At 61.4% G+C, this 26252-nt stretch carries 17 protein-coding genes; 12 read left to right on the top strand and 5 right to left on the bottom strand.

Going from position 1 to position 26252, the window contains the following annotated elements; translation table 11 throughout:
- Window positions 1-280 precede the first annotated feature (280 nt).
- The 5 genes from C2E19_RS19020 to ycaC all read left to right on the top strand — a co-directional run bounded on the left by C2E19_RS19020 (window position 281) and on the right by ycaC (window position 6933).
- A complete protein-coding gene (locus C2E19_RS19020; protein WP_129394598.1) occupies window positions 281-3166 on the top strand; it encodes a hypothetical protein in 2886 nt (961 codons plus the stop codon).
- A 154-nt stretch (window positions 3167-3320) separates the two neighbouring features.
- Window positions 3321-3737, top strand: coding sequence for a DoxX family protein (locus tag C2E19_RS19015; RefSeq protein WP_129394597.1), 417 nt, complete (start codon window positions 3321-3323; stop codon window positions 3735-3737).
- Complete coding sequence (locus C2E19_RS19010) at window positions 3730-4356, top strand: antibiotic biosynthesis monooxygenase (RefSeq protein ID WP_129394596.1); 627 nt, start codon at window positions 3730-3732, stop codon at window positions 4354-4356. The genes C2E19_RS19015 and C2E19_RS19010 overlap by 8 nt, the downstream gene beginning before the upstream one ends.
- Before the next feature lie 43 nt (window positions 4357-4399).
- On the top strand, window positions 4400-6238 hold the full coding sequence (locus C2E19_RS19005) for an amidohydrolase (RefSeq protein ID WP_129394595.1): 1839 nt from the start codon (window positions 4400-4402) through the stop codon (window positions 6236-6238).
- A gap of 71 nt (window positions 6239-6309) precedes the next feature.
- Window positions 6310-6933, top strand: a complete 624-nt coding sequence (ycaC, locus tag C2E19_RS19000) for an isochorismate family cysteine hydrolase YcaC (protein WP_007913541.1) — start codon at window positions 6310-6312, stop codon at window positions 6931-6933.
- 222 nt (window positions 6934-7155) lie between these two features.
- Here ycaC and C2E19_RS18995 read toward each other — a convergent pair whose 3' ends face one another.
- Both C2E19_RS18995 and C2E19_RS18990 read right to left on the bottom strand, forming a co-directional pair.
- Window positions 7156-8583 (bottom strand): mechanosensitive ion channel family protein, encoded by a 1428-nt coding sequence (locus C2E19_RS18995; RefSeq protein WP_129394594.1) that lies wholly within the window; start codon window positions 8581-8583, stop codon window positions 7156-7158.
- A 207-nt stretch (window positions 8584-8790) separates the two neighbouring features.
- The gene (locus C2E19_RS18990; protein ID WP_129394593.1) at window positions 8791-9810 is read right to left on the bottom strand and encodes an alpha/beta hydrolase; all 1020 of its coding nucleotides are present in this window, start codon (window positions 9808-9810) and stop codon (window positions 8791-8793) included.
- Between the two features lie 228 nt (window positions 9811-10038).
- Between C2E19_RS18990 and C2E19_RS18985 the strand changes: the two genes are divergently transcribed.
- Complete coding sequence (locus C2E19_RS18985) at window positions 10039-10938, top strand: LysR family transcriptional regulator (protein WP_129394592.1); 900 nt, start codon at window positions 10039-10041, stop codon at window positions 10936-10938.
- Between the two features lie 545 nt (window positions 10939-11483).
- On the opposite strand, the gene C2E19_RS29095 is transcribed toward C2E19_RS18985, so the two are convergent.
- The 3 genes from C2E19_RS29095 to gspG all read right to left on the bottom strand — a co-directional run bounded on the left by C2E19_RS29095 (window position 11484) and on the right by gspG (window position 13743).
- Window positions 11484-12038 (bottom strand): hypothetical protein, encoded by a 555-nt coding sequence (locus tag C2E19_RS29095; protein WP_178083593.1) that lies wholly within the window; start codon window positions 12036-12038, stop codon window positions 11484-11486.
- Between the two features lie 74 nt (window positions 12039-12112).
- Window positions 12113-13300, bottom strand: a complete 1188-nt coding sequence (locus C2E19_RS18975; protein WP_129394591.1) for a type II secretion system F family protein — start codon at window positions 13298-13300, stop codon at window positions 12113-12115.
- Window positions 13301-13314: 14 nt separating this feature from the next.
- The gene (gene gspG / locus C2E19_RS18970; protein WP_129394590.1) at window positions 13315-13743 is read right to left on the bottom strand and encodes a type II secretion system major pseudopilin GspG; all 429 of its coding nucleotides are present in this window, start codon (window positions 13741-13743) and stop codon (window positions 13315-13317) included.
- Between the two features lie 205 nt (window positions 13744-13948).
- On the opposite strand from gspG, the gene C2E19_RS18965 reads away from it, so the two are divergent.
- The 6 genes from C2E19_RS18965 (at window position 13949) to C2E19_RS18935 (ending at window position 26250) form a co-directional block, all read left to right on the top strand.
- The gene (locus C2E19_RS18965) at window positions 13949-14557 is read left to right on the top strand and encodes a lytic transglycosylase domain-containing protein (protein WP_129394589.1); all 609 of its coding nucleotides are present in this window, start codon (window positions 13949-13951) and stop codon (window positions 14555-14557) included.
- Between the two features lie 201 nt (window positions 14558-14758).
- Window positions 14759-20593 carry a manganese-oxidizing multicopper oxidase MnxG gene (gene mnxG, locus C2E19_RS18960; protein ID WP_129394588.1) on the top strand — a complete coding sequence of 1945 codons (5835 nt, stop codon included), beginning with the start codon at window positions 14759-14761 and terminating at the stop codon, window positions 20591-20593.
- 892 nt (window positions 20594-21485) lie between these two features.
- The gene (locus C2E19_RS18950) at window positions 21486-23408 is read left to right on the top strand and encodes a YncE family protein (protein ID WP_129394587.1); all 1923 of its coding nucleotides are present in this window, start codon (window positions 21486-21488) and stop codon (window positions 23406-23408) included.
- A 14-nt stretch (window positions 23409-23422) separates the two neighbouring features.
- On the top strand, window positions 23423-24073 hold the full coding sequence (locus tag C2E19_RS18945; RefSeq protein ID WP_129394586.1) for an SCO family protein: 651 nt from the start codon (window positions 23423-23425) through the stop codon (window positions 24071-24073).
- Window positions 24070-24690: an SCO family protein gene (locus C2E19_RS18940; RefSeq protein WP_129394585.1), complete on the top strand. Its 621-nt coding sequence runs from the start codon at window positions 24070-24072 to the stop codon at window positions 24688-24690. Before C2E19_RS18945 ends, C2E19_RS18940 begins: the two co-directional genes overlap by 4 nt.
- 9 nt (window positions 24691-24699) lie before the next feature.
- Complete coding sequence (locus C2E19_RS18935) at window positions 24700-26250, top strand: ABC transporter substrate-binding protein (protein ID WP_129394584.1); 1551 nt, start codon at window positions 24700-24702, stop codon at window positions 26248-26250.
- The last annotated feature ends 2 nt before the right edge of the window (window positions 26251-26252 follow it).

Here is a 26252-nt window from a genome sequence, read left to right as displayed (position 1 = left end):
GAATCAACCTATCGTGCTTGATCTGGAGAGACAAAAAGACACCGGGGCGCACAATCTGCGGAGATGGGTGGGGAGGACGAATAGGGTGCATTGAGCCTGGGTTACCAACGGCACCTACAGTTCCTTGGTTTCGGCCAATTATCTGCGGCTGTAGAGGGATGTTCCAGACGATACCGTTCGTCTTGAATTGGCACACACTGTCAGAACTGTCAGGTGCGCAATGCCTTGAATCGCGATCTGCTAGGACCTGTCCACACCTTACTGCACAGGAACCTGGCACATGAGTACTTCGCGATCCAATGACGCCGGCGTATTGGTAATTTATCCACCCGACATTCCTGAGGCAGACCACTCGGTGGTGGGCGCAGACGTTGGCATACCGTTGAAAATATCCGATCAAGTCGCCGACGGGCTCGGGGCAACGGTCCGCGTTGACCCGGTTGCAAGTGGTACGGTAACTCCAGGCGACGTTATTCAACTGTTTCGCGTGGGTGAGTCGGCATTGCTGGACAGTCAAATCATCTCTGACGTCAATGAGGTGATTTTTCTGCGCATTCCGAATGGACGGCTGTCTTTCGACCTGGTCAATCTGCTGTTCTTCAATATCGTGCGCGGTAGCCAGAACATCGCCAGATCGCTGGATCTGACTGCGCTGTACAACAAGATTCGTCCAGGACTCAAAGACAAACAGCCCACGGTCGAAGGCCATAGCGAACTGAACTTGTTGTTACCCGATGAAATTCTCAAAGGCGTTGGCGCGGACTTTTCCAGTGCTCAGGTTTGCGTCAGTTATCCGTATTGCCGGGCTCACGACGTGATCACCTTGAAGTGCAACGCCAGCCTTCTGCACTACACCGTCAAGCCGACTGAGGCGCCACCGCCACCCAATCCGGGATCGGCCGTTCCCATCACCGTTTGTTTCCTCGTGACCCGGGCCTTTCTCGACAGCGCCAAGCGGGCGGACCAGACATTGGAGTTCGTTTTTACCGTCACCGATCAACTTGGCAACACCGTGGATCCCGACGCGCTCTGGTCGGCTTCGCAGATCGTCGACGAGAATCTGGATGGCACCCGGTTCGCGCCCCTGATCTTTCGGGAGAACCAGACGGACAGCGGCGATATCTCGGAAATTGTCGACCTGGAGAAACTCGGTAAAAACCCGCTGCTGTTGATTGTATTCACCACCGATAATCGTCTGCGCTCAGGCGACATCATTCGGGCGACTTTTCTTTCCGAGGTTGCAGGTCAGCCGAACGTGGTGGTCGAGGGCAAGATCGAAGCCGACGATTTCGGCCAGCTCAAGCCCGTCATCTTGCCAGTGGCCAATGACAAAGTGATTTCCGGTGATGCGGTAAGTGCCAATTATGAGGTATGGCGCAACGGTGTGCTGATTGGCATTTCCAGCACCGCTACGGCGCGGGTGGTGGGCGAAGGCTTGCCGGAGCTGCAACCGCCGCGATTGCAGAAGTCCGTTGACGGCGTGTTCGATCCAACGGATCCGGCCAACCTTCAAGGGGCGAACGGGCAGGTTGAATTTCTCGGACATCAGCCGGGCGATACGGTTCGGCTGATTGTCGAAGGCGCTCCGGGCGCAGGATCGCCAGTGTTTGAGGCGAAGTCACTGAACGCCAACAGCCGGGCGAACTTTCCTCTGGGTCTGGCCTTTATCGCAGCGAACAGGGGTAAATCGGTCAAGCTTCATTTCTTGTTACTGCGCAATGGCCGGATATTCGAATCGCCATCGTTGTCGGTTTTCATCAGTGAAGCGCCGAGTCTCGTTGTGCCTCTGGTCATTGGCTCGCGCGGGACCACGGTCAGGTATTGGTCGAATAAAGGCAGTTCGCGGTTTCTCTCGGCGCTTGATCCGGTCAGCCTGCAGCCGCTGGAAACAGTCTGGCAGTACGAAGGCGATAGCCAGCTGTTTCGCGGTCAGCGCTTCGATGATGTACAACCCCAGCGTTTGCTTCGGGTTGGCAGCGCTGGATATCAGGTGGTGTTGCAACGTGCCAATATCTTCGGCAACGGGTGGGGTGATCCCGCTACGCCTCGCGAAGAACATGCGGTGCTTGTCGCCCTGCGGGATTCCGCCAGTCTGGTGGCATGGGGCGATCGCGGCTACGGGGGGATTCTGCCGCCTGCCATTGCTGCGCTGCGCGATATCACTGAGGTTTTCGGTGGTGCACGGGCTATTGCGGCATTGCGCGCTAATGGTTCTGTCGTCGGCTGGGGAGACGCCGGTTTCGGTGGTGTGGTGTCCGCCGAAGTTTCGCGCTTGACCGACGTCATCAAAGTCACCCCCGGCGGCTATGGCTTTGCGGTCGTTCGCGCCAACGGTCAGGTGCAAGCATGGGGGGACGCCCGCTTTGGCGGGGCAGTACCGGCGGCCATCGCTGGCCTGCGCAATGTCGTCAGTGTTTTTGCCACGGTCTCCGCTTTTGTGGCGCTATTGGCCAATGGGCAAATTGTCGCTTGGGGCGATGCCCGTTTTGGCGCTGCCTTGCCGGCAGAGATCGCCGCGCTGCGCGATATTGTCGCAGTCACCTGTAACCACAACGCGTGTGTGGCGCTCAGAGCCAATGGCACTGTAGTGGGTTGGGGGGAAGGGCAATCTGGCGGTGAGATCCCTGCTGACATTGCCCGACTCAGCAACATTGTAGACGTGACCAGTTCCGGTTCGTCGTTTGCGGTGCGGCTGTCCAGCGGGCGAGTCGCTGCGTGGGGCAATCCGGCCGCCGGTGGCTTGGTGCCGTCACGCATTTCCGCCTACACCAACGTCATCGAGATCATTGGCGGCGGTTATGGTTTTGCAGTACGCCGGAAGGACAACAGGATCGATACGTGGGGCGATCAGGACCAGGGCGGCAGGGTTCCCGATGCAGTGGCGCTGCGTGACGACATTGTGCAAATCGCCAGTACCAATGGTGCCTATGCGGTGTTGTATGCCGACGGCACAGCCGATGCTTTTGGCAATCCGTTATGGGGGGGCGATGTCCGTTCAGTCGCCGGTCAATTGACCGGCGTCAGGTCGATAACCGGCAACGCCCAGGCATTTGCCTTTCTGACGGCTGACCGCCGAGTGGTGACCGCCGGACTGGCGGGCGGCGGTGGCGATAGTGATGCGGTTCAGGATCAGTTGCTCCGACAGCTTTCCTATTACCTCGGTTAGCCAACAGACTGTTCACGACGCAGGCACTGCCGAAGCTTCCGGCAGTGCCAGTAGCGGGTCACGGCTTTCACTCTAAAGAGAGCACGTACGTTCAAGTTTTCCCCTTTCGGCCTCGGCATTATTACGTTCGATAATAATTCAAGGGCGTGAGGTCATGAACACTTCGCAACAGGATGAACGGGCGCGCGACCTCGGTCTGCTGTTCCTGCGGGTCAGCGGCGGGCTGTTCCTGTTATGGGTGCACGGCTTGCCCAAGCTGCTGGATTTCAGCGCCCAGCTGCAACTGATCGAAGACCCGTTCCACCTTGGTGCCCACCTCACGTTGATCCTGGCGATCTTCGCCGAAGTCGTCTGTCCGTTACTGATCGTCGCCGGATTACTGGCGCGATTGGCCTGCGTGCCTATTCTCTTTGTGCTGCTGGTGGCGCTGTTGGTCGTGCATCCGCAGTGGAGTGTGGCCGAAGGGCAGTTCGGCTGGTTGCTGTTGATCCTGTTTGCCACTGTGTTGATCGCCGGGCCGGGACGGCTGGTGATTCCTGTTCGTCTGCCCGGAGTGCTGCGTTATGCCTGAAGTCCTCAATCCACAAGCGCCGGGGGCCGATGAGACGGTCACGCTGATCGTCAAGCACCGGGTCAAGGCTGGTTTCGAGTCGGCGTATGAAGCCTGGCTGCGCAATATCGTGCGGGTGGCGGGGCTGCGGGAAGGGCATCTGGGCGTGGACGTGGTACGCGGCAAGCGTGCCGGTCTCGATTTCTATACCTGCGTGCTGCGTTTCTGTTCGACCGAGGCGATGCAGCAATGGCTGGAGTCATCCGAGCGTCAGGCGTTGGTCGACGAAGCTGCGCCAATGCTGGCGGATGGCGACCAGACCGAAATCGCGCCGGTCAACGAATTCTGGTTCTCGCCGCTGGCCGAAGCCGCCTCGCCACCGCCACGCTGGAAACAAGCGGTGATCACGTTGCTGGTGATTCTGCCGCACACCTTGCTGGTGCCGCTGATCTGGGGGCCGTTGCTCAAGCTGCACCCATTGCTTTCCAACTACGTGGTCGCGACGTTCCTGATCACCCTGACCATCGTTGTGTCGGTGGTGTACGTGTTCATGCCTCGCGTAACGCGATTGTTCGCACCTTGGCTCGCAGCCGGTCAGGCCCATGAACACCTCGATTCCCAAGAAACCTCGCCACGCTGAGCGCGCGGGGTTTGCTCCTTTTTACTTTGCTTGAGGAACTGCGATGAGCGCCGATCTGATTCTGTTCAATGGCCAATTTCATACCGTCGACCGCACCAAACCACTGGCGAGTGCGGTGGCAATCACCGACGGCCGCTTCGTCGTCGTCGGCAACGACAATCAGGCCATGGCCCTGCGCGGGCCGAACACGCAAGTGGTCGATATGCATGGCCGCTGCGTCATTCCCGGCCTCAACGACTCGCACTTGCACCTGATCCGTGGCGGTTTGAACTACAACCTCGAACTGCGTTGGGAAGGCGTGCCGTCGCTGGCCGATGCGTTGCGCATGCTCAAGGATCAGGCTGACCGCACGCCGACCCCGCAATGGGTGCGCGTGGTCGGTGGCTGGAACGAATTCCAGTTCGCCGAAAAACGCATGCCGACGCTGGAAGAAATCAACCAGGCCGCGCCGGACACGCCGGTGTTCATCCTGCATTTGTATGACCGCGCGCTGCTCAACCGCGCCGCGTTGCGCGTGGCCGGTTATACCCGCGACACGCCGAACCCGCCGGGTGGCGAGATCGTCCGCGACAGCAACGGCAATCCGACCGGCATGCTCGTTGCGCGACCGAACGCGATGATTCTCTACTCGACGCTGGCCAAGGGGCCGAAGCTGCCGCTGGAATATCAGGTCAACTCGACCCGTCAGTTCATGCGCGAACTCAATCGTCTCGGCCTGACCAGTGCGATTGATGCCGGTGGCGGTTTCCAGAACTACCCGGACGATTATCAGGTCATCGAGCAACTGGCCAAGGACGACCAGTTAACCGTGCGTATCGCCTACAACCTGTTCACCCAGAAGCCGAAAGAAGAGCTGAGCGACTTCCAGAACTGGACCGGCAGCGTCAAGTTGCATCAGGGCGACGACTACCTGCGCCACAACGGTGCCGGGGAAATGCTGGTGTTCTCGGCGGCCGACTTCGAAGATTTCCTCGAGCCGCGTCCGGACCTGCCGCAAACCATGGAGCAAGAGCTGGAACCAGTGGTGCGTCACCTGGTTGAACAGCGCTGGCCGTTCCGTTTGCATGCGACTTACAACGAATCGATCAGCCGCATGCTCGACGTGTTCGAGAAGGTCAACCGAGACATTCCATTCAACGGCTTGCCATGGTTCTTCGACCACGCCGAAACCATCACCCCGCAAAACATCGAACGGGTCAAAGCGCTGGGCGGCGGCATCGCGATCCAGGATCGCATGGCGTTCCAGGGCGAGTACTTCGTCGACCGCTACGGCAAGCAAGCCGCCGAAGCGACTCCGCCGATCAAACGCATGCTCGCCGAAGGCGTACCGGTCGGCGCCGGCACCGATGCCACGCGCGTTTCCAGCTACAACCCGTGGACGTCGCTGTACTGGATGGTCAGCGGTCGCACCGTCGGCGGTCTGGCCTTGTACGAAGAAGGTTTGCCACGCACCACCGCGCTGGAACTGTTCACCCACGGCAGTGCCTGGTTCTCTTCGGAGCAGGGCAAAAAGGGCCAGATCAAGGTCGGGCAACTGGCGGATCTGGCGGCGTTGAGCGCGGACTTCTTTCATGTCGAAGAAGAAGCGATCAAGTGGATCGAGTCGGTACTGACCGTGGTCGGCGGCAAGATCGTCTACGCCGCCGACGACTTCGAAGACCTCGGCCCGCGCTCGATTCCAGTGCTGCCGGACTGGTCGCCGGTGGTGAAGGTACCGGGCCACTGGCGGCCGAATTCGCCGTTGCAGGCGCAGGTTCACCAGTGCAGCGGACCGTGCGCGGTGCACACCCACAGCCATGAAAAAGCGCGGATGTCGAACGCGCCGGTCAGTGACTTTGCCGGTTTCTGGGGCGCGTTCGGCTGCTCCTGCTTCGCCTTCTGATTTTCCCCAAAGCGCCGGCCATGCGGTCGGCGCTGCACGTTTCAACCATCCGTCCATCCAGGAGTTTTCCCATGAGCGTTCCTTACACACGTCTGAACAAAGATGATGCGGTTGTGCTGCTGGTCGATCACCAGACCGGCCTGATTTCTCTGGTACAGGATTTCACCCCGAACGAATTCAAGAACAACGTGCTGGCACTGGGCGACATCGCCAAGTTCTTCAAGCTGCCGACCATTCTGACCACCAGTTTCGACGCCGGCCCGAACGGCCCGATCGTGCCTGAATTGCGTGAGCAGTTCCCGGATGCGCCGTTCATTCAGCGTCCAGGCCAGATCAACGCCTGGGACAACGAAGACTTCGTCAAGGCGATCAAGGCCACCGGCCGCAAGCAACTGATCATCGCCGGTGTGGTGACGGACGTTTGCGTAGCGTTCCCGACCCTGTCGGCGATTGCTGAAGGCTATGAAGTGTTTGTCGTGACTGACTCTTCCGGCACTTTCAACACCACCGTGCAGCAAGCGGCGTGGGCGCGGATGTCGGCGGCGGGTGCACACCTGTTGAACTGGTTCTCGGTGGCGTGTGAGCTGCAGGGTGACTGGCGCAACGATATGGAAGGCCTGGCGCATTTGTTGTCGGAGCGTTTGCCTAACTATCGCAACCTGATCAATAGCTATACCAAGTTCACTGCCAAGTAATTTTGTGTCAGCTGGAAGAGCCCCTCATCGGAACGCCGCCCGCCTAACCCTCTCCCGGAGGGAGAGGGGACTGACCGAGGGGTTCTTTCGGGATACACCGACATGCAATACCGAGCCGAACTCCGATCTTGAAATACATGGAGATCGGCTCCCTTTCCCCTCGCCCCCCGTGGGGGAGAGGGCTGGGGTGAGGGGGAGGCTTTTGATCTTGATCTTGCCGCTTCAACGCTTTTGCAACCAACCCAGAAACCCACCTTTCCTCACCGCCACCGGTTTGGCCATCAATGCGAGGCGACTGTTCTGCTGACGCACCGCCTGCAACTTGTTCAACGCCCGGCCAATTTCAGTGCGCTGTTCCATGCACTGGCGAGTGAGGTTTTTGTCGAGACGATAAATGATGCTCGACGTCAGCGCCGTGAACGTGGCTTGCGATGGAGTATCGGCGAGAATGCTCTGCTCCCCCATGACTTCGCTCGGTCCCATCCGTCCGGCTTCGATCTTGCTGTCACCGTCAGGCACGGTGGCACTGACCACGCCCGTGGCAATCACGAACAAACTGTCCGGCACTTCATCCAGATCCAGCACCACCTGGCCCGCTGCGTATTGCTGCGCGACCATCGATTCGGCCAGGCGATCACGTTCGTCGCTACTCAGCGAACGGAAGATTTTCACTTCATCGAGCAACGCACGGGCGCGGGTCGATGGTTCGATCACGCCGTCCGGATGCCGCGAAATACCTGCCGCTTCCAGATGCCGGTGGGCGAGGTCGAACAGCTGATTGCGCACTTCGCTTTTCTTGCCAAGCTCGGCAATGAAACCGCTGGCGACGTATTCGGACATGGTTTCACCGGCCTCTTTCAGTACGGCTTTTGGCGCCGGCGTCAGCAACAGCGAGCTGCTCCCTTGCAGCGTACGATCCAGAGCATCGAGCACCCGACGTGGGCGAATGTGATTGGGCACCTGAATGCTGATCGACACGCCGTGCATGTTGGTCGGACGGCTGAGGTTGACGATCTTCGCCTTCGCCGCCACCGAGTTCGGCACCACGGCCATGGTCCCGGCGCTGGTCAGCAGATGCGTGGCGCGCCAGTCGATGTCGAACACTTTGCCCTCGACGCCGTCGATCATCACCAGATCATCGACCTGATAGGGCTTGGTGGTGTTGAGCACGATCCCGGAAAACACATCGGCCAGGGTGCTTTGCAGCGCCAGACCGACGACGATCGCGACCACGCCGGAGGTGGCGAGCAAGCCTTTCACCGGCAACTCCAGCACGTAGCCGGCGGCGGCAACGATGGCGACGAGAAACACCAGCGCACCGATGACGTCCTGCAACAAACGACCGCTGTGACCGATACGGCGCATCAGCGCCAGGCCAATCACCTCGGTCAACACCCGCGCGGCGTACAGCCACCAGAGAATGCCCAACGCAGTGGCACCCAGTTGTGCGACGCGATCATCGGCAAACAGCGGTGCTTGCAACGGACTGACGCCGGCGTTGATCACCAGCGCGGTGAAGGCCAGAAACAGCGCCAGCCGCACAGCCACTCTTGGCGCACGATGGGTGAAAGGCGTGAAGTGCCAGAGCACGGCGTCGAGAAGCAGCAGGGCGGCACTAAGGGACAGCAGGTGGGTGAGGAGGAAGGACATGGAAGACTCCAGAAAGGCACAGGCTTCGTACGGAGCAGCTTTTGTGGCGAGGGAGCTTGCTCCCGCTTGAGTGCGCAGCGCTCACCCGGTTTTGGGGCCGCTGCGCAGCCCAGCGGGAGCAAGCTCCCTCGCCACAAGATCAACAAAAAAGATCGCAGACTGCACTCGTTCTCTGTAGGAGTTGCCGCAGGCTGCGATCTTTTGTTTTTAAGGATTCAAATGCGTCTTCAGCTCAGCCGCCGCCTGACGCACCGCCGCCTTCACTTCAGGAATCTGACTCAACGGATTGAGCAGACCAAAATCATGAATCATCCCGTTGTAACGCACCGCGGTCACCGCCACCCCGGCCGCATCCAGGTGCCGCGCATAGCCTTCGCCTTCATCACGCAACACGTCGAACTCGGCGGTCTGCACCAGTGCGGCAGGCAAACCTTTGAGCTGTTCGGCGCTGGCGTTGAGTGGCGAGGCATGGATCTGCGCACGCTCGGCCGGGTTGGTGGTGTAGTTGTCCCAGAACCACTGCATCATGCCTTTGGTGAGGAAATGGCCTTCGGCAAATTGCTGGTACGAGCCGTCGTCGAACTGCGCGTTGGTCACCGGCCACATCAACAGTTGGAAACGCAGTGCCGGGGTTTTCTGCTCCTTGGCCATCAACGCCACGACCGCCGCCATGTTGCCGCCGACGCTGTTGCCGGCCACTGCCAGACGCTTGCCGTCGACGCCGATGTCCTTGCCGTGCTCGGCCACCCATTTCGTCGCAGCGTAAGCCTGGTTGATCGCGGTCGGGTACTGCGCTTCCGGCGATGGCGTGTAGTCGACGTAGACCGCGACGGCGCCAGAACCCACCACCAGGTCACGGATCAAGCGTTGGTGCGTCGGGTAATCGCCGAGCACCCAGCCGCCACCGTGGAAGAACATGAACACCGGCAAGTTGCCTTTGACCTTGTCCGGACGCACCACTTTCAGGTTGATCGTCTGGCCGTCGACCTTGATTGCCTTGTCGCTGACTTCAACACCGGACAGGTCGACCTTTACCGAAGCCTGCGCACCGGTCAGCACCGCACGGGCGTCTTTCGGGCTCAGTTGCTCAAGGGGTTTGCCACCGCCGGCGGCGAGGGCATTGAGGAAGGCCTGGGTGTTGTGTTCGACGCCGGAGGTCTCGGCGGCGAAAGCGTTACCGATAGAGAGTGCGAGAAGGGAAGCGGTCAGGGTCTTTTTAATGTTCATGTTCAATTCCATTTTCGAATGTGTGAGGTAGGAGCTGCCGCAGGCTGCGATCTTTTGATCCTGTTTTTGCCTTTACCCGATGTCACCGCAGATCAAGATCAAGAGATCGCAGCCTGCGGCAGCTCCTACCGGTAGGGGGTTGTTTTCAAACCGTGAACACAGATTAATAGGCTGCTGAAAAGTGAAAAAGCGGCTATAAAGCGTTTAACTGTCTACCAGAGAGTGACAATGAACCCGTTCGAAGACATGCGTATTTTTTGCCAGGTCATGGACTCCGGCAGCTTCACGTCGGCGGCTGATCAGTTGGGGCTGTCCAAGCAATTCGTCAGTCGGCGGTTGATGCAGTTGGAGGAGCGCCTCGGTGTGCGGTTGTTGAATCGCTCGACCCGGCGCCTCGACGTCACCCCGCTGGGCCAAAGTTATTACGAGTCGGCCTTGCGCCTGCTGGGCGAAGTCGAACAGGTCGAGCAGGGCATCGCCGGGCAGACTGCCGAGCCACGCGGAACGATTCGCCTGAGTGCGCCGTTGTCGTTTGCCGTCGCGCATCTGGGCTGTCTGCTGCCGGTGTTTTTGCAGCGCTATCGCGACGTCACGGTGGAAGTGGATCTGAGTGATCGGCCGGTGGACTTGCTCGGTGAGGGCTACGACCTGGCACTGCGGATCGGTGTGCTGGAAGATTCGACACTGATTGCCCGGCGCATTGCCTCCATCGAACGGGTGTATTGCGCCAGCCCGGCCTATCTGGCCGAACGCGGCACGCCGCTCAAGCCTGAAGATCTCCACAGCCATGACTGCCTGCCTTACGGGCATGGGCGTTCGGTGCAATGGCGATTCAATGCGGGGCAGGGCAAACCGGTGTTGGTGAATGTCACCGGGCGCATGCGCGTGAACAACGGCGAGTTGCTCCGGGACGCGGCGGTGCAGGGGATGGGGATTACTTATCTGCCGACGTTCATCGTCGGCGCGGCGCTGAAGGATGGCCGTCTGGTGCCGGTGCTGGATGATTTGCGCCCGGAGCCGCTGACGTTGTCGGCGGTATATCCGCAACATCGGCAGGCATCGCGGCCGGTACAGGCGCTGGTCGAATTTCTGCGCGAACGCCTGAACCAGAGCCACGTCGCCCTCTAAACCCTACAGTGGATTTTTCAAACACTGCAAAACCCTGTGGGAGCGAGCCTGCTCGCGAAGGCGGACTGTCAGTTAACCCATCATTAGCTGACCCACAGCATTCGCGAGCAGGCTCGCTCCCACATTGGCTTTATGGATGGCTGTGAAATCCGGGTAAACCACGAGACCTGTGGGAGCGGGCTTGCTCGCGAAAGCGTCGGGTCAGCTAAAACACAATTGACTGACATGACGCCTTCGCGAGCAGGCTCGCTCCCACATTGGCTTTATGGATGGCTGTGAAATCCGGGTAAACCACGAGACCTGTGGGAGCGGGCTTGCTCGCGAAAGCGTCGGGTCAGCTAAAACACAATTGACTGACATGACGCCTTCGCGAGCAGGCTCGCTCCCACATTGGCTTTATGGATGGCTGTGAAATCCGGGTAAACCACGAGACCTGTGGGAGCGGGCTTGCTCGCGAAAGCGTCGGGTCAGCTAAAACACAATTGACTGACATGACGCCTTCGCGAGCAAGCCCGCTCCCACAGGGCTTGCGGTGTGTCTAATGATCAGTTGGCGCGCTTGTCATCGCCCGGTTCTCCGCCGACATGTACACCGCGATCGTCGCCCGGTTCACCTGCTGCGTGCAGGCCCCGGTTATTGCCGACTTCACCGGCACGGTGGACGCCGTGATCATCGCCGACTTCACCGGCACGATGGACGCCATGGTCATCACCCGGTTCGGCATGGGCGCCGTTGCGGCCGGAGGAGGCGCTGTTGCCGGAGTGCCCCGATCCATGGTCGCTGCCGCTGTGGCCACTGTTGCCGCCGCCGTTACCGCTATTGCCACCGCCACCGCTTCCACCACTGCCGCCGCCACCCCCGTTTCCGCCGCTCCCTCCGCCATTACCGCCGTGGCTTCCACCACCGCCATTACCGCCACCACTGCCGCCACCACCACCGCCGCTCCCTCCGCCACCGCCACCGCTACCACCTCCGCCGCCACTCCCCCCATCCTTGGCGTGAGCACTGGACACTCCGGACAGGCTGTCCGGAATCAATACCGTGGACGCCGACAGAACTGCGCCGATGGCCATTGCGAGCACGAGCTTTTTAATGTGCATATCGTTCTCCGTCTTTGTGGTCTTGTTGGGAACGTCGATGAGCGTTGTGACACAGATCCAACCCGTTCCCGGGGTCAGTGAATACTTGAAGCCAGTTCGAAAATCGGGATGTACATCAGGATCACGATGACCCCGATCAGCAGGCCGATAAACGTCATCAGCAGCGGCTCGAACAATTTCACGAACCACTCCAGCCAGCGGCTGATTTCCTCGTCGTAGAAGTCGGCGCTGCGCTCCATCATCTGCCCGAGGTTGCCGGACTGCTCACCCGCCCGCAGCAGACGCAGGGACACCGGCGTCACCAGTTGATTGAGTTCCAGCGCGGTGGACAACGATTGTCCCTCGCGCACCCGCTCGCAGGCCTGATCCAGTCGCGTCCGCGAAGCCACGGTGAGCAAGCCACGGACCATGGCCATGGCGGTCACCAGCGGAATTCCGCCTTGCAGCAGAATCCCCAACGAACGATAAAACCGCGCCAGCTCGTACATGAAAATCCGTTGATGCACCGCCGGCAATTTCTCCACCAGCCGGTCCAGTCCACGGCGAAACGCCGGTTGTTTTTGCAGCACGGCGAGGGCGGTCACCAACGCGACCAGCGCGCCGAAAAATTCCGCCTGATGCGCGTGCAGAAACATGCCGCTGCTCATCAACACCTGCGACAGCCACGGCAGGTTATTGCCCAGACCTTCAAACACCAGGCTGAAACGCGGCACCACGTAACCCATCAAGAACAGCACCACGCCACCGCCGACTATCAGCAACAGCATCGGGTAAATCGAGGCGCTGATGATCTTCTGCCGCACCTCGTCCATGCGCTGGCGATAGCTGACGTAGCGGCCCAGCGCATCGCCGACCGCGCCGGTCTTCTCGCTGGACTGTACCAGCGCGACGTACAGCGGCGGGAACACCGCCGACAACTGGCCCAGCGCCTGCGAAAACGATTTGCCCTCGTACAGCAGGCGCACCAGCTCACTCAAGGTTTTCCGGGCAGCGGGGGCGGATTCTTTTTCGGCGAGGCTTTCCAGTGCATCGATCAACGGTAGGCCGGCGTTGAGCAGCGTGGTCAGTTCCTGGCTGAACAACACCAGATTGAAGGTCTCGCGCTGACGCCAGCGCAGTGAGTGCCAATGTTTCTCCGCATGCAGGCTGACTACGCGCAACCCCTGATCCTCGGCAATCCGCCGCGCCTCACTGTCGCCCGGCGCTTCCACGCTCAAGGACACCACGCCAGCCTTGCCGACCGCCTTCAAATGAAATCGCATGGGCTGCGCTCCGCTTACTGCCAGTTGGTCACTTCGGCGTTTTCGCCTTCGCCACCGGGCTGGCCGTCCTTGCCCATCGACAGCAAGTCGTACTCGCTGTTTTCGCCGGGATAACGGTAAGCGTAATTACGCCCCCACGGATCCTGCGGCAGCTTTTTCTGCAAGTACGGGCCGGTCCATTTCGCCTCGTCACTCGGTGCGGTGACCAAGGCCTGCAAACCCTGTTCGGTGGACGGGTAGTGGCCGACTTCCAGTCGATACAAATCCAGCGCCTTGCTCAGCCCTTCGATCTGCGCCTTGGCCACTTTGACTTCCGAGCGGCCGAGTTGAGCGAAGTATTTCGGCGCGACGATCCCGGCCAACAGGCCGAGCACCACCAGCACCACAAGCAATTCGAGCAGGGTAAAACCGCGTTGGCCACGCGGACGAAATTGCAGCTTCATGATGACCTCCCGTGAGTGGCAGCCGTGTCGCCAACAGGGCTTATGCAATTGCCATGCTCAGCCCCGTCGAAAAGCTGATGATTGGCTGCAAGCCTTGTAATACGGGCATCTGCCGAGTCGGCACAGTGCTTGCGTATGGCTCAAGCGTGATCGGCCATTGGGGCATTTCCCCCAATTTATCGGGGTCGATCCGGGGAGGCCCGACATGAAATTTCTCGCCAGCGGATTGCTCGGTTGTGTGCTGCTCAGCGGGGCAGCGCAGGCCGATGTATTCATCTCCGTGGACGCCAAGGGCAGCTACGTGCTGTCCAACGTTCACCGGCCCGGCCGCACTTACGAACGGGTGATCCACGAGGCTGAAGCCGCTGTGGTCAGCCTCGATCAGCAGCCGCAGATGATCGCCAACCAGCCTTACGCGGAATTGGTTTCGGCGGCGGCCAAAGTCAACCAATTGCCTGAAGCGCTGCTGCATGCGGTGATCAACGCCGAGTCGCATTACAACCCCGGCGCGACCTCAGCCAAAGGCGCGGGCGGGCTCATGCAATTGATGCCCGACACCGCGCGCGAACTCGGTGTGACCGACGTCTACGACCCCAAGGCCAACATCCAGGGCGGCGCTCGATACCTCAAGCGCCTGATGACCTTGTTCGACAACGACATTGCCCTCGCCGTGGCGGCTTACAACGCCGGGCCCGACGCAGTGCTCAGCCGTGGTCGGGTGATTCCGCCGTTCGCCGAAACCCAGCGTTATGTGCCCAACGTGTTACGCCAATACCGCCGCCTGCAAGGGCTGGCGGCAGATTCGCCGTTGTAGCCCCTACACCGGTTTTCCCCACTTTCGGGGTAAACCGGACAGACCCGAAAAGTGGGGAAAACCGGTGGGGAATATCCCCCGGGTTCTCAAGTGGTCGCGGTAACTGATTGAACGCTAATGCAATTTTTTGTGGCACGCGGATTGCTCCGAGGTATTTGTCGAGAAGTGTTCCCAAGAGCACCCACTACGAGGTTACTGATCATGGTTGGCATTCATCACGCTCCGTCTCTGTTGAACTGGCTAGTGATTCTGGCCTCGATGCTCAGCGTCGAGCTGGCCAGCGCGGCCGTGCGTTGCGAGCGCAACCTGGTAGCCAACGTCGTCGCCTTCGATCAACCGCTGATGTTCAACCGCCTCGGCGCGCAGAACATCAACGGCATGATGTTCGCCCTGCGCCGCGACGTCGTTGATGACCGCAATATGTCGCTGGCCTACGGCGGTTCGGCAGTGCCGGGCAAGATCTCGCTGCGGCCGGACAAGCGGCCGCGGCCATTGGTACTGCGGGTCGCCGCCGGGGATTGCCTGACGATCAATTTGCAGAATCTGCTCGACTACCAGGCCAACCCGAACAAGCACTTCGAGAATGAAGGTGAAGAAGAGGAAGGCGTCGAAAACGCCAACGCTGGCGAAGACTTCAAAGTCGATGAGCAAGTCGCTGACCGTCACGTTGGTTTCCAGGTCAACGGCCTGCAAGCAGTGAACAGCATCGATGACATTTCCTCGTTCACCGGACGTAACGCCAACACCTTGGTACCGCCGGGCGCGAGCCGTTCTTACACCCTGTACGCCGAGCGTGAAGGCGCGTTTGCCGTCAGCAGCCGTGGCGCAACGTTCGGTGGCGAGGGCGCGGCCGGCAACGTCGCCAATGGCTTGTTCGGCCAGGTCGTCGTCCTGCCCAAGGGCGGTCGCAGCTATCGCAACACCCTCACCGAAGAAGAAATGCGCCTGGCCACCACCGGTCGCGCACCCACTGGCCAACCGATCGTTGATTACCAGGCGCGCTACCCGCAACGCGAACCGTGGTTGCGTGAGGGCAAGGCCGGTACGCCGATAATCGGCATGGTCGACGGCAACGAAATCATCTCCAGCGAAAGCGATGCGATTGTCATGGGCAGCAACGCCGATGGCAGCTTCCCGCCCAGCACTTATCCGCTGGAGTCGGTCGGCAAACGCAACCCGGCGATCCCTAATCGACTGGAAGCGTTCCGCGATTTCGCCTCGCAATTCCAGGACGAAACCGCCGCCACTCAAGCATTCCCGGCCTATTGGGCCGACCCGGTGATGGCCCACGTGCTGGAGCCGACTCGCGACTCGTTCATGATCAACTACGGCTCGGGCGGCATGGGCGCCGAAGTGGTGGCCAACCGTTTGGGTGTAGGGCCGATGCACGATTGCCTGTCTTGCGCCTACGAAGAATTCTTTCTCAGCTCGCACACCGTTGGCGATGTGGCGATGCTGGTCGATGTGCCGGCCAACGCGGGGCTTGAGAGCATCGCCCCCGGCCAGATACCGCGCGCCGATCAGATCGGTGTGAAAGCGACGATGGCGCTGTATCCGTCGGAGCCATCGAACGTCAATCACAGCTACATCGGTGACTTCGTCAAATTCCGCAACACCCACAATGGCCATGAGCAGCACATCTTTCACTTGCACGGCCATCAGTGGCTGTTCAACCCCAACGACGACAACTCCGATTACGTCGACGCCCAGGGCATTGGCCCGGGTGCCGGTTACACCTATGAGATCGCCAATGGCGGTTCCGGCAACCGCAACCGCGTGGCCGGCGATGCGATCTATCACTGCCATTTCTATCCGCACTTTGCCCAAGGCATGTGGGCCATGTGGCGCGTGCACGATGTGTTTGAAGAGGGCACCCGGCTCGACGTTTCCCAGCAGGGCGCCGACGGTTACCACAGCGAACCGTTTGCCTTGCGCAGCGGTAAACCTGCCGCCGGGGCACGCGCCTTGCCGGACGGCGAGATCGTTGCCGGCACACCGATTCCGGCGATTGTGCCGCTGCCGGGCAAAGCCATGGCACCCATGCCGGGCAAAGTCGTGGTCGTGCCGAAAATCGGTGAAACCCTGATCGCCGGTAATGACGACGATGAGGAAGAAGAGGGCGACGAAGACAGCGAACATCACGGCGGCAATGCCGGCGGTCAAGCCATCGGTTCGCTGGCGCTGGTTGATCGCAGCGAAGCCAACCGCAATGCCGACGGCAGCCTGAAAAACCCTGGCTATCCGTTCTGGATCGGTGGCATGGAAAGTTCGGTCGGCCAACGTCCGCCAACCCCGCCGCTGGACATGCTCGACTCAGCCACCGCGCAGACTTTGAAGGCCAGCGGTAAAGCGCTGTGGGCCAACCTTGACCCGGCGCAATCCGGCGGCTGGGATGGCGGCTTGCAGCGCCATACCCTCGACGGCGTCGCGGCCGGTGGCGAAGCGCACACCGTGACCACCTCGCTGGACTTCTCCAAGGAAGTCACCCGCGCCAAACCGATTTACCTGCCGGAAGAGGGCACCGAAGTCGAACAAGCCGCGATGGCCTTCCACGCGAAAAAAGATCACCCAAGCTATGCCTTGCTGCCCGGCAATCAAGTGGTGGCCAAGGCCTTCCGCACCAACGGTGCCTTGCCGATGGCCGGTGCGCCGTACTACGAACCGTGCATGGACGACCGGCAAAAACGCTTGACCAGCAGCGCTGGCAGTGGCGAATTCAATAGTGGTGAACGCATCGACGGTCTGTCCTTTGTTGGCGCCTCGAGCTTCACCGCCGACCGCCCACGGATCTACAAAGCCGCCAACATCCAGTTCGACGCGGTGTACAACAAGGTCGGTTATCACTTCCCGCAGGCGCGCATTCTGGCGCTGTGGGAAGACGCCTGGCCGGTGATCACCAAGCAGCGTCCGCCAGAACCGCTGGTGATGCGCATGAACACTTTCGACTGCGTGCAATACCAGCAAACCAATCTGGTGCCGGCCACCTATGAGATGGACGACTATCAGGTGCGCACGCCGACCGATGTGATCGGCCAGCACATCCACTTGCCGAAGTGGGATCTGACCTCGGCGGACGGCTCGTCCAACGGCTGGAATTACGAGGACGGCGTGCTCTCGCCCGGCGCCGTGCAGGAACGCGTTCACGCGATCCGCGAGTTCAACCAATGCGCCGGCACCGATCCGCGTGACGGCACCCAGACCTGCCCGAAAGCCAAGAACCATCCGTTCTTCGGCCAGTACGGCCGCGCCGACTGGGTTGGTGCGCGCACGGCGATGCAGCGCTGGTTCGTCGATCCGGTGGTCAACGCCAAAGGCGTCGATCGCGGCCTCGGCACCATCTTCACCCACGACCACCTGGGCCCATCGACGCACCAGCAGATCGGTCTGTACGCCACCGTGTTGGCCGAACCGGCCGGTTCCACCTGGTTCCACGCCGAAACCGGCGAGCCGTTGTACAGCGGCGCGCGGCAGGACGGCGGCCCGACGTCGTGGCAAGCGGTGATCAATACCGGCGACCTCGATGGCGACGGCAAGAACGACAGCTTCCGCGAGTTCTTCCTCGAATACAGTGACTTCCAGCACGCCTATGAAGCCGGCGTCTATGTCGGCGCAGGTCCCAACGGTGTGCCAAATACACAAGCGTTTCCGGCCACGGCCGACAGCTTCCGCTACGCGATCAATCCGCCAGTGCGCAACAACGCCAGCAATTTGCTTGAAGGCGTGCTGGAAGTGCAGGGCGGTCAGGTCCCCGGCTGCCCGAGCCGGCCATGTCCGCAGGCGATCTCGGTGGATGATCCGGGCATGTTCGTCGTCAACTATCGCAACGAGCCGCTGGCCCTGCGCGTGTACGACCCGAACAAGGTCGGCCCGGACGGCAAGCGCGGCATGCAGGCCGACGGCCTCGGTGGCGATCTCTCGTTCGCCATGCAAAGCCGTACCGACCGGGCGATTCCGGCGATGAACCTGGCGCCGAATCTGCTCACCTCGGCCACCGGCCCAACCGGCGGCACCACGCTGTTTCCGCCGCACATCAACAAGGGCGGCGCTGAACCTGGCGATCCGTTCACGCCGATGCTGCGTACCTACACCGGCGACAACGTGCGGTTGCGGGTGCACGCCGGCGGCCATGAAGAGGAGCACAACGTCACCCTGCACGGTGTGAAATGGCTGCAGAGCGGTTCCGGCTTCGGCAACAGCTCCAACTCTGGCTGGCGTGCTTCGCAGATGATCGGCATTTCCGAGCAGATGGGCTTTATTGCGCCGGTGTCGATGCTCTCCAGTTCGGCGGCGACCACGGGTGATTATCTGTACTCGATGGACGCTTCGATTGAAGGTTACTGGAGCGGTATCTGGGGTGTGATGCGCAACTACACTGCCAAACGCAATGACCTGTTCGCCATCCCCAACAACCCGAATCCGGCGGGCATGCGCAACACCGTGGCGTTCGAAGGCAGTTGCCCACGGATCAGCGCCAACCCCAATGGCATCGGTACCCGGCCGACGGTGCAGCGCAACTATGAAGTGGTTGCGGCGCTGGCCAACGACATTCTCGGCAATGCGCTGGGCCTGACCATCGGCGACCCCGAAGGGCTCGGTCAGCATGTCGGCGGGCCGCTGAATCCGGCGGGTGGCACCCTGGTGCTGAACTCGCGCACGGTGAGCATTCCACAAGTCACCGTGACCGATCCTGAGGATGGCGAAACCATCACCATCGGCGGGCAGAGCGGGCCGCTGCATGATCCGACCGCGATCCTCTATGTGCGTAAATCCGATCTCGATCCGCTCAGCGGCAAATTGAAACCCGGCATCCCGGTCGAACCGCTGGTGCTGCGCGCCGCAGCGGGGGATTGCCTCAACATCACCCTGGAAAACCGTCTGCCGAGCGTGATGCCGGACCTGACCCAGACCGCTGTGATGCAAGGCATGGTCAAGCGTGATCGTAACAGCGGTCTGGGTTCGACCACCTTCAGCAACAACCTGATGCGGCCGTCCAGCCACGTCGGCCTGCACGCACAATTGCTGGCGTATGACATCACCAAATCCGACGGCGCCAACGTCGGCGCCAACCCGATCCAGACCGTGCCACCGCGCGTCGGCAACAGCGGCGCGTACCCGACCCGTACTTATCAGTACTACGCCGGGCACCTGGAACGCGAAGGCAAACCGGTGACTCAACTGGGCCGCAACGTCGACAACATCAATGCCACGGCGGTCGAGTTCGGCGGTTTGAACATCACCCCGGCGGACGTGATCAAGCAGCCGCAAAAAGGTCTTGGCGGGGCGATGAGTATTCTGCCGATCGGCGCGACCTGGGTCGACGATGCGCGCAAGGTCAACGCCACGGTCACCGCGCCAGGGCAGACCAGCTACCGCGACTTCGCGATGGTCTGGCACAAGGCGTTGAACACCCGTTGGGCCAATGGCCGGCCGGTGGAAGGGATCGCTGCTGAAGGCTTCGGCGTGCCCACCGATCCGCAGGACAACTCGAGCATGGCGATCAACTACAAGACCGAGCCGCTGTGGTACCGCTTCGGCCTTGCCCCGGACGCACCGTTCGGGCATGCCGATGGCGCGGGTTATGGCGACATGACCAATGCGCACATGGCCTACAGCAATGCGCTGGTTGGTGGCGATCCGCAGACGCCGGTGCTTTACGCCAAACCGGGGCAGCCGTTGCGTACGCACATTCTGATGCCGAGCGGTGGCAGTCGCGGCACCACGTTCCAGCTCGATGGGCATGTCTGGTCGGTGAACCCGTTCCAGGCCGAGAAGAGCGATATCGGTGGTTATCCGATGGGGTCGCCGGGCGTCGGCTCGGTGCGCTTCGGCTACAACCCGATGTCGATGTACATCGGCGCCCACGAAAGCATCCTGCCGGCCGCGCACTTCAGCTTCATGATCCCGAGCGCCGGCGGCAGCAATGCGATACCCGGCGACTACCTGTTCCGCGACTACGCCGCCTACGGCAACACCTCCGGGTTATGGGGACTGCTGCGCGTGACCAACGAACCCGAGCCGGCGCCGCAGGGGCAATAGGCCCAACGACATGCCTGTAAATGCAAAACCCTTGTGGGAGCGGTGGGCAGTGAGGAAGTGGGATGAATGCAAAACCTTTGTGGGAGCGGGCTTGCTCGCGAAGAGGTCGGCACAGGCAACGGGTGTGGTGGCTGGCAGATTGCTTTCGCGAGCAAGCCCGCTCCCACAGGGGGCCGGTGGTGGGCAGTGAGGAAGTGGGATGAATGCAAATTCCTTGTGGGAGCGAGCTTGCTCGCGAAGAGGTCGGCACAGGCAACAGGTGTGGTGGCGGACAGTTTGCTTTCGCGAGCAAGCTCGCTCCCACAGGGGGCCGGTGGTGGGCAGTGAGGAAGTGGGATGAATGCAAAACCTTTGTGGGAGCGGGCTTGCTCGCGAAGAGGTCGGCACAAGTAACAGGTGTGGTGGCGGACAGATTGCTTTCGCGAGCAAGCCCGCTCCCACAGGGGCTGCGGTGGGCAGTGAGGAAGTGGGATGAATGCAAAACCTTTGTGGGAGCGGGCTTGCTCGCGAAGAGGTCGGCACAGGCAACAGGTGTGGTGGCTGACAGATTGCTTTCGCGAGCAAGCCCGCTCCCACAGGGGGCCGGTGGTGGGCAGTGAGGAAGTGGGATGAATGCAAATTCCTTGTGGGAGCGGGCTTGCTCGCGAAGAGGTCGGCACAGGCAACAGGTGTGGTGGCGGACAGTTTGCTTTCGCGAGCAAGCCCGCTCCCACAGGGGGCCGGTGGTGGGCAGTGAGGAAGTGGGATGAATGCAAAACCTTTGTGGGAGCGAGCCTGCTCGCGAAGAGGTCGGCACAGGCAACAGGTGTGGTGGCTGACAGATTGCTTTCGCGAGCAGGCTCGCTCCCACAGGGTCGGTGTTTTGCCAGGTAAAGGAAGTAGGGGAGGGTGTATGAACAGGATCATCAACATCATCGGTATTTGCACCCTGGCCATGGCCGGGGCGTTGCTAACGCTGAGTGAGATTGCGCTGGCGCAAACCGGCGCGAGTCAGTCGCTGGCCCGCGATGGCGTGGCGGTGGATTTCGACCTCAAGCCATTGGCCGCTGACGGCAAGCTGCGCGAGGGCGAATTCGCCGATGTGCAGTTCCGCATCAGCGACAGCGCTTCCGGCCAGCCTCTGTCCGGCGTGGCCCCGGGTGCCTGGGTCGATCCGCAAACCCTCGCTGCCGATAAGGCCCAGGGCCGCGACCAGAGCTGCAAAGCCCGGGTCGGGGTGTTCCTCAAGTCCAACATCGGCGCGCGGCCATTGCTCGACCTCAACAGCTATTTCCTGCTGGTGATGAACCGCGACGCGAGCATCGCCGTGGTCGATCCATCGGTATCAGTCGGCGGCATCACCAGCACCCTCGCGCGCATCGAACTCAAGCAACCGCCGATGGATTGGGTCACGCCCAAAGACAACAAACGCGTGTTCGTCTCGATGCCAACCGCCGGCGAAGTGGCGGTGATCGACAGTGAACAATTCAAAGTCATCGCCTCGATCAGCGCCGGCAGCCAACCGTTTCGCGTCGCCCTGCAACCGGACGAACGCCTGCTCTGGGTCGGCAATAACGCCAGCAAACCTGCAGACTCCGGCGTCACCGTAGTCGACAGCCAAAGCCTCAAACCCCTCAAACATCTGCAGACCGGTCGCGGTCACCACGAAATCACCTTCAGCAAAGACAGCCGCTTCGCCTTCGTCAGCAATCGCGACGACGGTACCGTCAGCGTGGTCGACATCGCCAGCCTGAATATCATTCAGCAGATCAAAACCGGCGCGCAACCGCTGTCAGTCGCCTATTCGCCGCTGTCCGGCGCAGTCTACGTGGCCAATGGCAAGGACGGCACCGTCACCGTGATCGACGCCAGCACCCACGCCATCCGCCGGGTGATCAAGCTGCAACAAGGCCTCGGCCCGATGGGCTTCAGCGCCGACGGCCGTTTCGGCGTGGTGCTCAACACCGTGGAAAACCGCGCCAGCGTCATCGATGCCGCGACCAACAGCGCCATCCATGATCTGGACGTCAGCGCCGAGCCTTACCAGGTGGTGTTCACCCACGCCTACGCCTACATCCGCGGACTCGCTTCGCCGAAAGTCACCATGATCAACCTGTCCTCGCTGGGCGAAGGCCGCCAGCCGATCAGCCAAAGTTTCGAAGCCGGCCCGCAAGCACCGCGCCTGGCCGGGGATCTGCCGCTGGCCTCAAGCCTCGCGGTATCACGCGACGACAATGCGGTCTTCGTGGTCAACCCGGTCGACAACACCACCTACTTCTACGCCGAAGGCATGAACGCGCCGATGTCCGGTTACCCCAACCGTGGCCAGATCGCCCGCGCCGCCATGGTCATCGACCGCAGCCTGCGCGAAGTCTCGCCGGGCCTCTACAGCGCCAGAGTGAAACTGCCGGCGGCGGGGCGCTTCGACGTGGCGTTCCTGCTCAATCAACCGAACATCATTCACTGCTTCACCGCGCAGATTGATCCTGACGGCAAACAGCCAAAACACCTCGGCCAGCCGCAAGTCGAGTTCCTCCTCGACAAGACTGCCGTGGCGCTCAACGCCCCCTACGTCGTGCGTTTCCGCATCGTCCAGGGCAAAGACAAAACCCAACGCAGCGGCGTCAAAGACGTGCAACTGCGCTACTACCTCGCGCCCACCTCGCACCCGCGCGAAGTGGCGGCGCTGGAAGTTGCCGATGGCGTCTACGAAGCCCCCATCAATCTCGACCACAGCGGCGCCTGGTACCTGCATGTGCGCGCGGCGTCGCTGGGCGCTGGTTTCGATAACAAGACCTTTGCCAGTGTCCGGGTCACTCCCGACCAGGCCCGTTGAAGAGGAGTTTCGACATGAACCGATTTGCATCCACTGGCCTGCTGATCCTGTGCCTGTTAAGCCTCGGCATTCAACACGCCAACGCCCATTCGGCAGACGAACACGTCGGGCACAAGGCGCCGGCGAGCAACACCCAAGAACACACCCAGGTGAAATTCGCCAACGTGCCACTGCTCGATCAGAACGGCAAAACCGTGCGCCTCGAACAAGACCTGGTGCAGGGCAAAATCGTCGTCATGAGCTTTATCTACACCAGTTGCACCACGGTGTGCCCGGTGGTTTCGTCGATCATGGGCAAAGTGCAGAAACAACTCGGCGCGCGCGTCGGCAACGAAGTGCAACTGGTGTCGATCAGTATCGACCCGCAACGCGACGACCCGAAACGCCTGCAGGATTACGCGCGCACCTTCCAGCGCGGGCCGGGCTGGAGCTGGCTGACCGGCTCACCACAATCGATCAATGAAACCCTCAAAGGCCTCGGCAGTTTCAGCGGTGACTTCAAGAATCATCAGCCGTTGATCCTCGTCGGCGACGGCAACAACCGCCACTGGATGCGCTACTACGGCTTCACCGATCCGGCGCTGCTGGCCAAGGAAGTCGAGAAACTCAGCGGCCTGCGCACCCACGCCAAACACACCGCCATCGCCATGGAGCAACAGCCATGAGAATGCTCGACTGGATCTCCCTGAGCGTGTGCTTCTGGATCTTCAGCACCGTCACGTTCGCCCACGAAGGCCATGCCCCCGAAGCCCCGACAACGGTTGCCGCCGCGCCGGCCCAAGGCACCCACGACGCAAAAACCTGGTTCACCGACACGCTGTTGCAGGATCAGAACGGCGAAACCCTGCGCTTCTACAGCGATGCCCTGCAAAACCGCATCGTCCTGCTCAACGTGATTTTCACCCGTTGCAACGATGCCTGCCCACTGATCACGCAAAAGCTCAAAGAGGTGCGCGAGCTGTTGGGCGAAAAGGCGCAGGACATCACCTTCATTTCCCTTACCAGTGACCCGCTGCGCGATACGCCGGCGGTGCTCAAGGCTTACACCTTGAAGCAGGGTTCCGATGACCCTCATTGGCTTTTTCTTACCGGCGACAAGGCGCAGATGGACCTGGTGCTGAGTCGCATCGGCCAGATCGTGCCGACGCCCGAGCAGCACTCCACGCAGTTGATCGTCGGCGACGTCGCGAACAAACGCTGGAGCAAAATCCGCCCCGATGCCCCGGCCGCCGCCATTGCCCAGCGCTTGCAGTTGCTGACAATGCCCGTGGCCGATCGCTGAGCCCGCGCCATGAACCGCTGCCGCGTACTCGCCCTGATCCTGCTCGCTGGCGTCAGCCTTGGCGCGGGCGCTGCACCGCTGACCCCGGAAGAAGCGGCGGGCAAGCGCCTGTACCGCCAAGGCTTGTCGGCCAGCGGCGAGGCGATCATGGCGCGGGTCGGCGCGGCGGATGTGTTGCTGCCGGCGACGAGTTTGCCGTGCGCCAATTGCCACGGCGCCGATGGCCTCGGTCGGCCCGAAGGCGGGGTGCGTCCGCCGCCGTTGAACTGGGCGCGGCTGACCAGCACCTACGGCCAGCAACAGGTCAACGGCCGCAGTTATCCGGCGTACACCGAGAGCAGTCTGGCGACCGTCATCGAGCAAGGATGCGACCCCGGCCACAATCGCCTCGACCCGAGCATGCCGCGTTTTCTGCTGTCGATGAAGGATCGGCGCAACCTCACCGCGTACCTCAAACGCCTGGCCGATGAACGCGACCCGGGCCTTGAGGCGCAAACCTTGCACCTCGGCACCTTGCTGCCCAGTCAAGGCCCGCTGGCCGAGGAGGGCATGACCATCGCGGCAGTTCTTAACGGCAGCGTCGCGCGGATCAATCAGGCCGGTGGTATTCACGGTCGGCAACTGCGCTTGACCGTGATCGATCCCGGCCCGGATCGCGCCAGCGCCGAGCAAGCCCTGCAGCAGTTGATTGAGCAAGAACAAGTGTTCGCGCTGATCGCGCCGCTGGCGCCGGCACTCGACAGTGAATTGGCAAGCCGTCTGGAACAGTCCGGCGTGCCACTGATTGGCGCCTTGTCGTTGCTCGGCTCGATGCAGGCGAGTCCGCAGATTTTCGAGCCTTTACCGGGCTTGCGCGAGCAATTGATCGCGCTGGCCGATTACGCCATAGCAAGCCTGCGCGTGCTGCAAGGGCCGACATTGATCGCGTATCCCGATGACCCGGCACAAACGCTGGCCGCGCAAAACCTCGGCCAGTACTTGCAGGATCACGGCTGGCAGAAAGTCCATCTGCAAGCCTACGACCCGGCGGCGGAGGCACTGCCGTTGGGCTCGCGCTCGGTGTTTTATCTGGGCAATGGCGGTGGTTTTGGTCGCTTGGCGACACGCCTGCAAAGCGCCGGGCAAGTGCCGTATCTGTTCGCCGCTTCGAGCCAGGTTGCTGGTGAGTTGCTGCAAGTGCCGGAGGGATTCTCGCGGCGGGTGTTTCTCGCCTATCCGTTTGTGCCCAGCGACTGGACCCAGGCCGGGCGCATGGCCCTGACGTTGCTGCGTGAACACCAAGGTCTCGGCGCCCAGCACGCGGTGCTGCAAGTCGGCGCCTACGCCTCGATGCTGTTGCTCAGCGAAGGCATGAAACAGGCCGGCCGCGACGCCAGCCGCGAAAAACTGGTGGCGGCGCTGGAAGGCCTGCACGACTTCGACACCGGCCTGACCCCGCGCCTGAGCTTCGGTCCCGGTCGACGCCTGGGCTTGAACGGCGCGCACGTGGTCACCGTGGATTTGCCCGATCAGCATTTTTATCTGGTCGCGCCCTATAAACCGATTGTTGCCAGCCCCTGAAC

The organism is Pseudomonas sp. DTU12.3 (genome assembly GCF_004124275.1).
In the GTDB taxonomy this organism is placed as follows: Bacteria; Pseudomonadota; Gammaproteobacteria; order Pseudomonadales; family Pseudomonadaceae; genus Aquipseudomonas; species Aquipseudomonas helmanticensis.
Note: the sequence above shows the minus strand (reverse complement) of the source record. Positions and strands in the feature narration are given on the sequence as shown.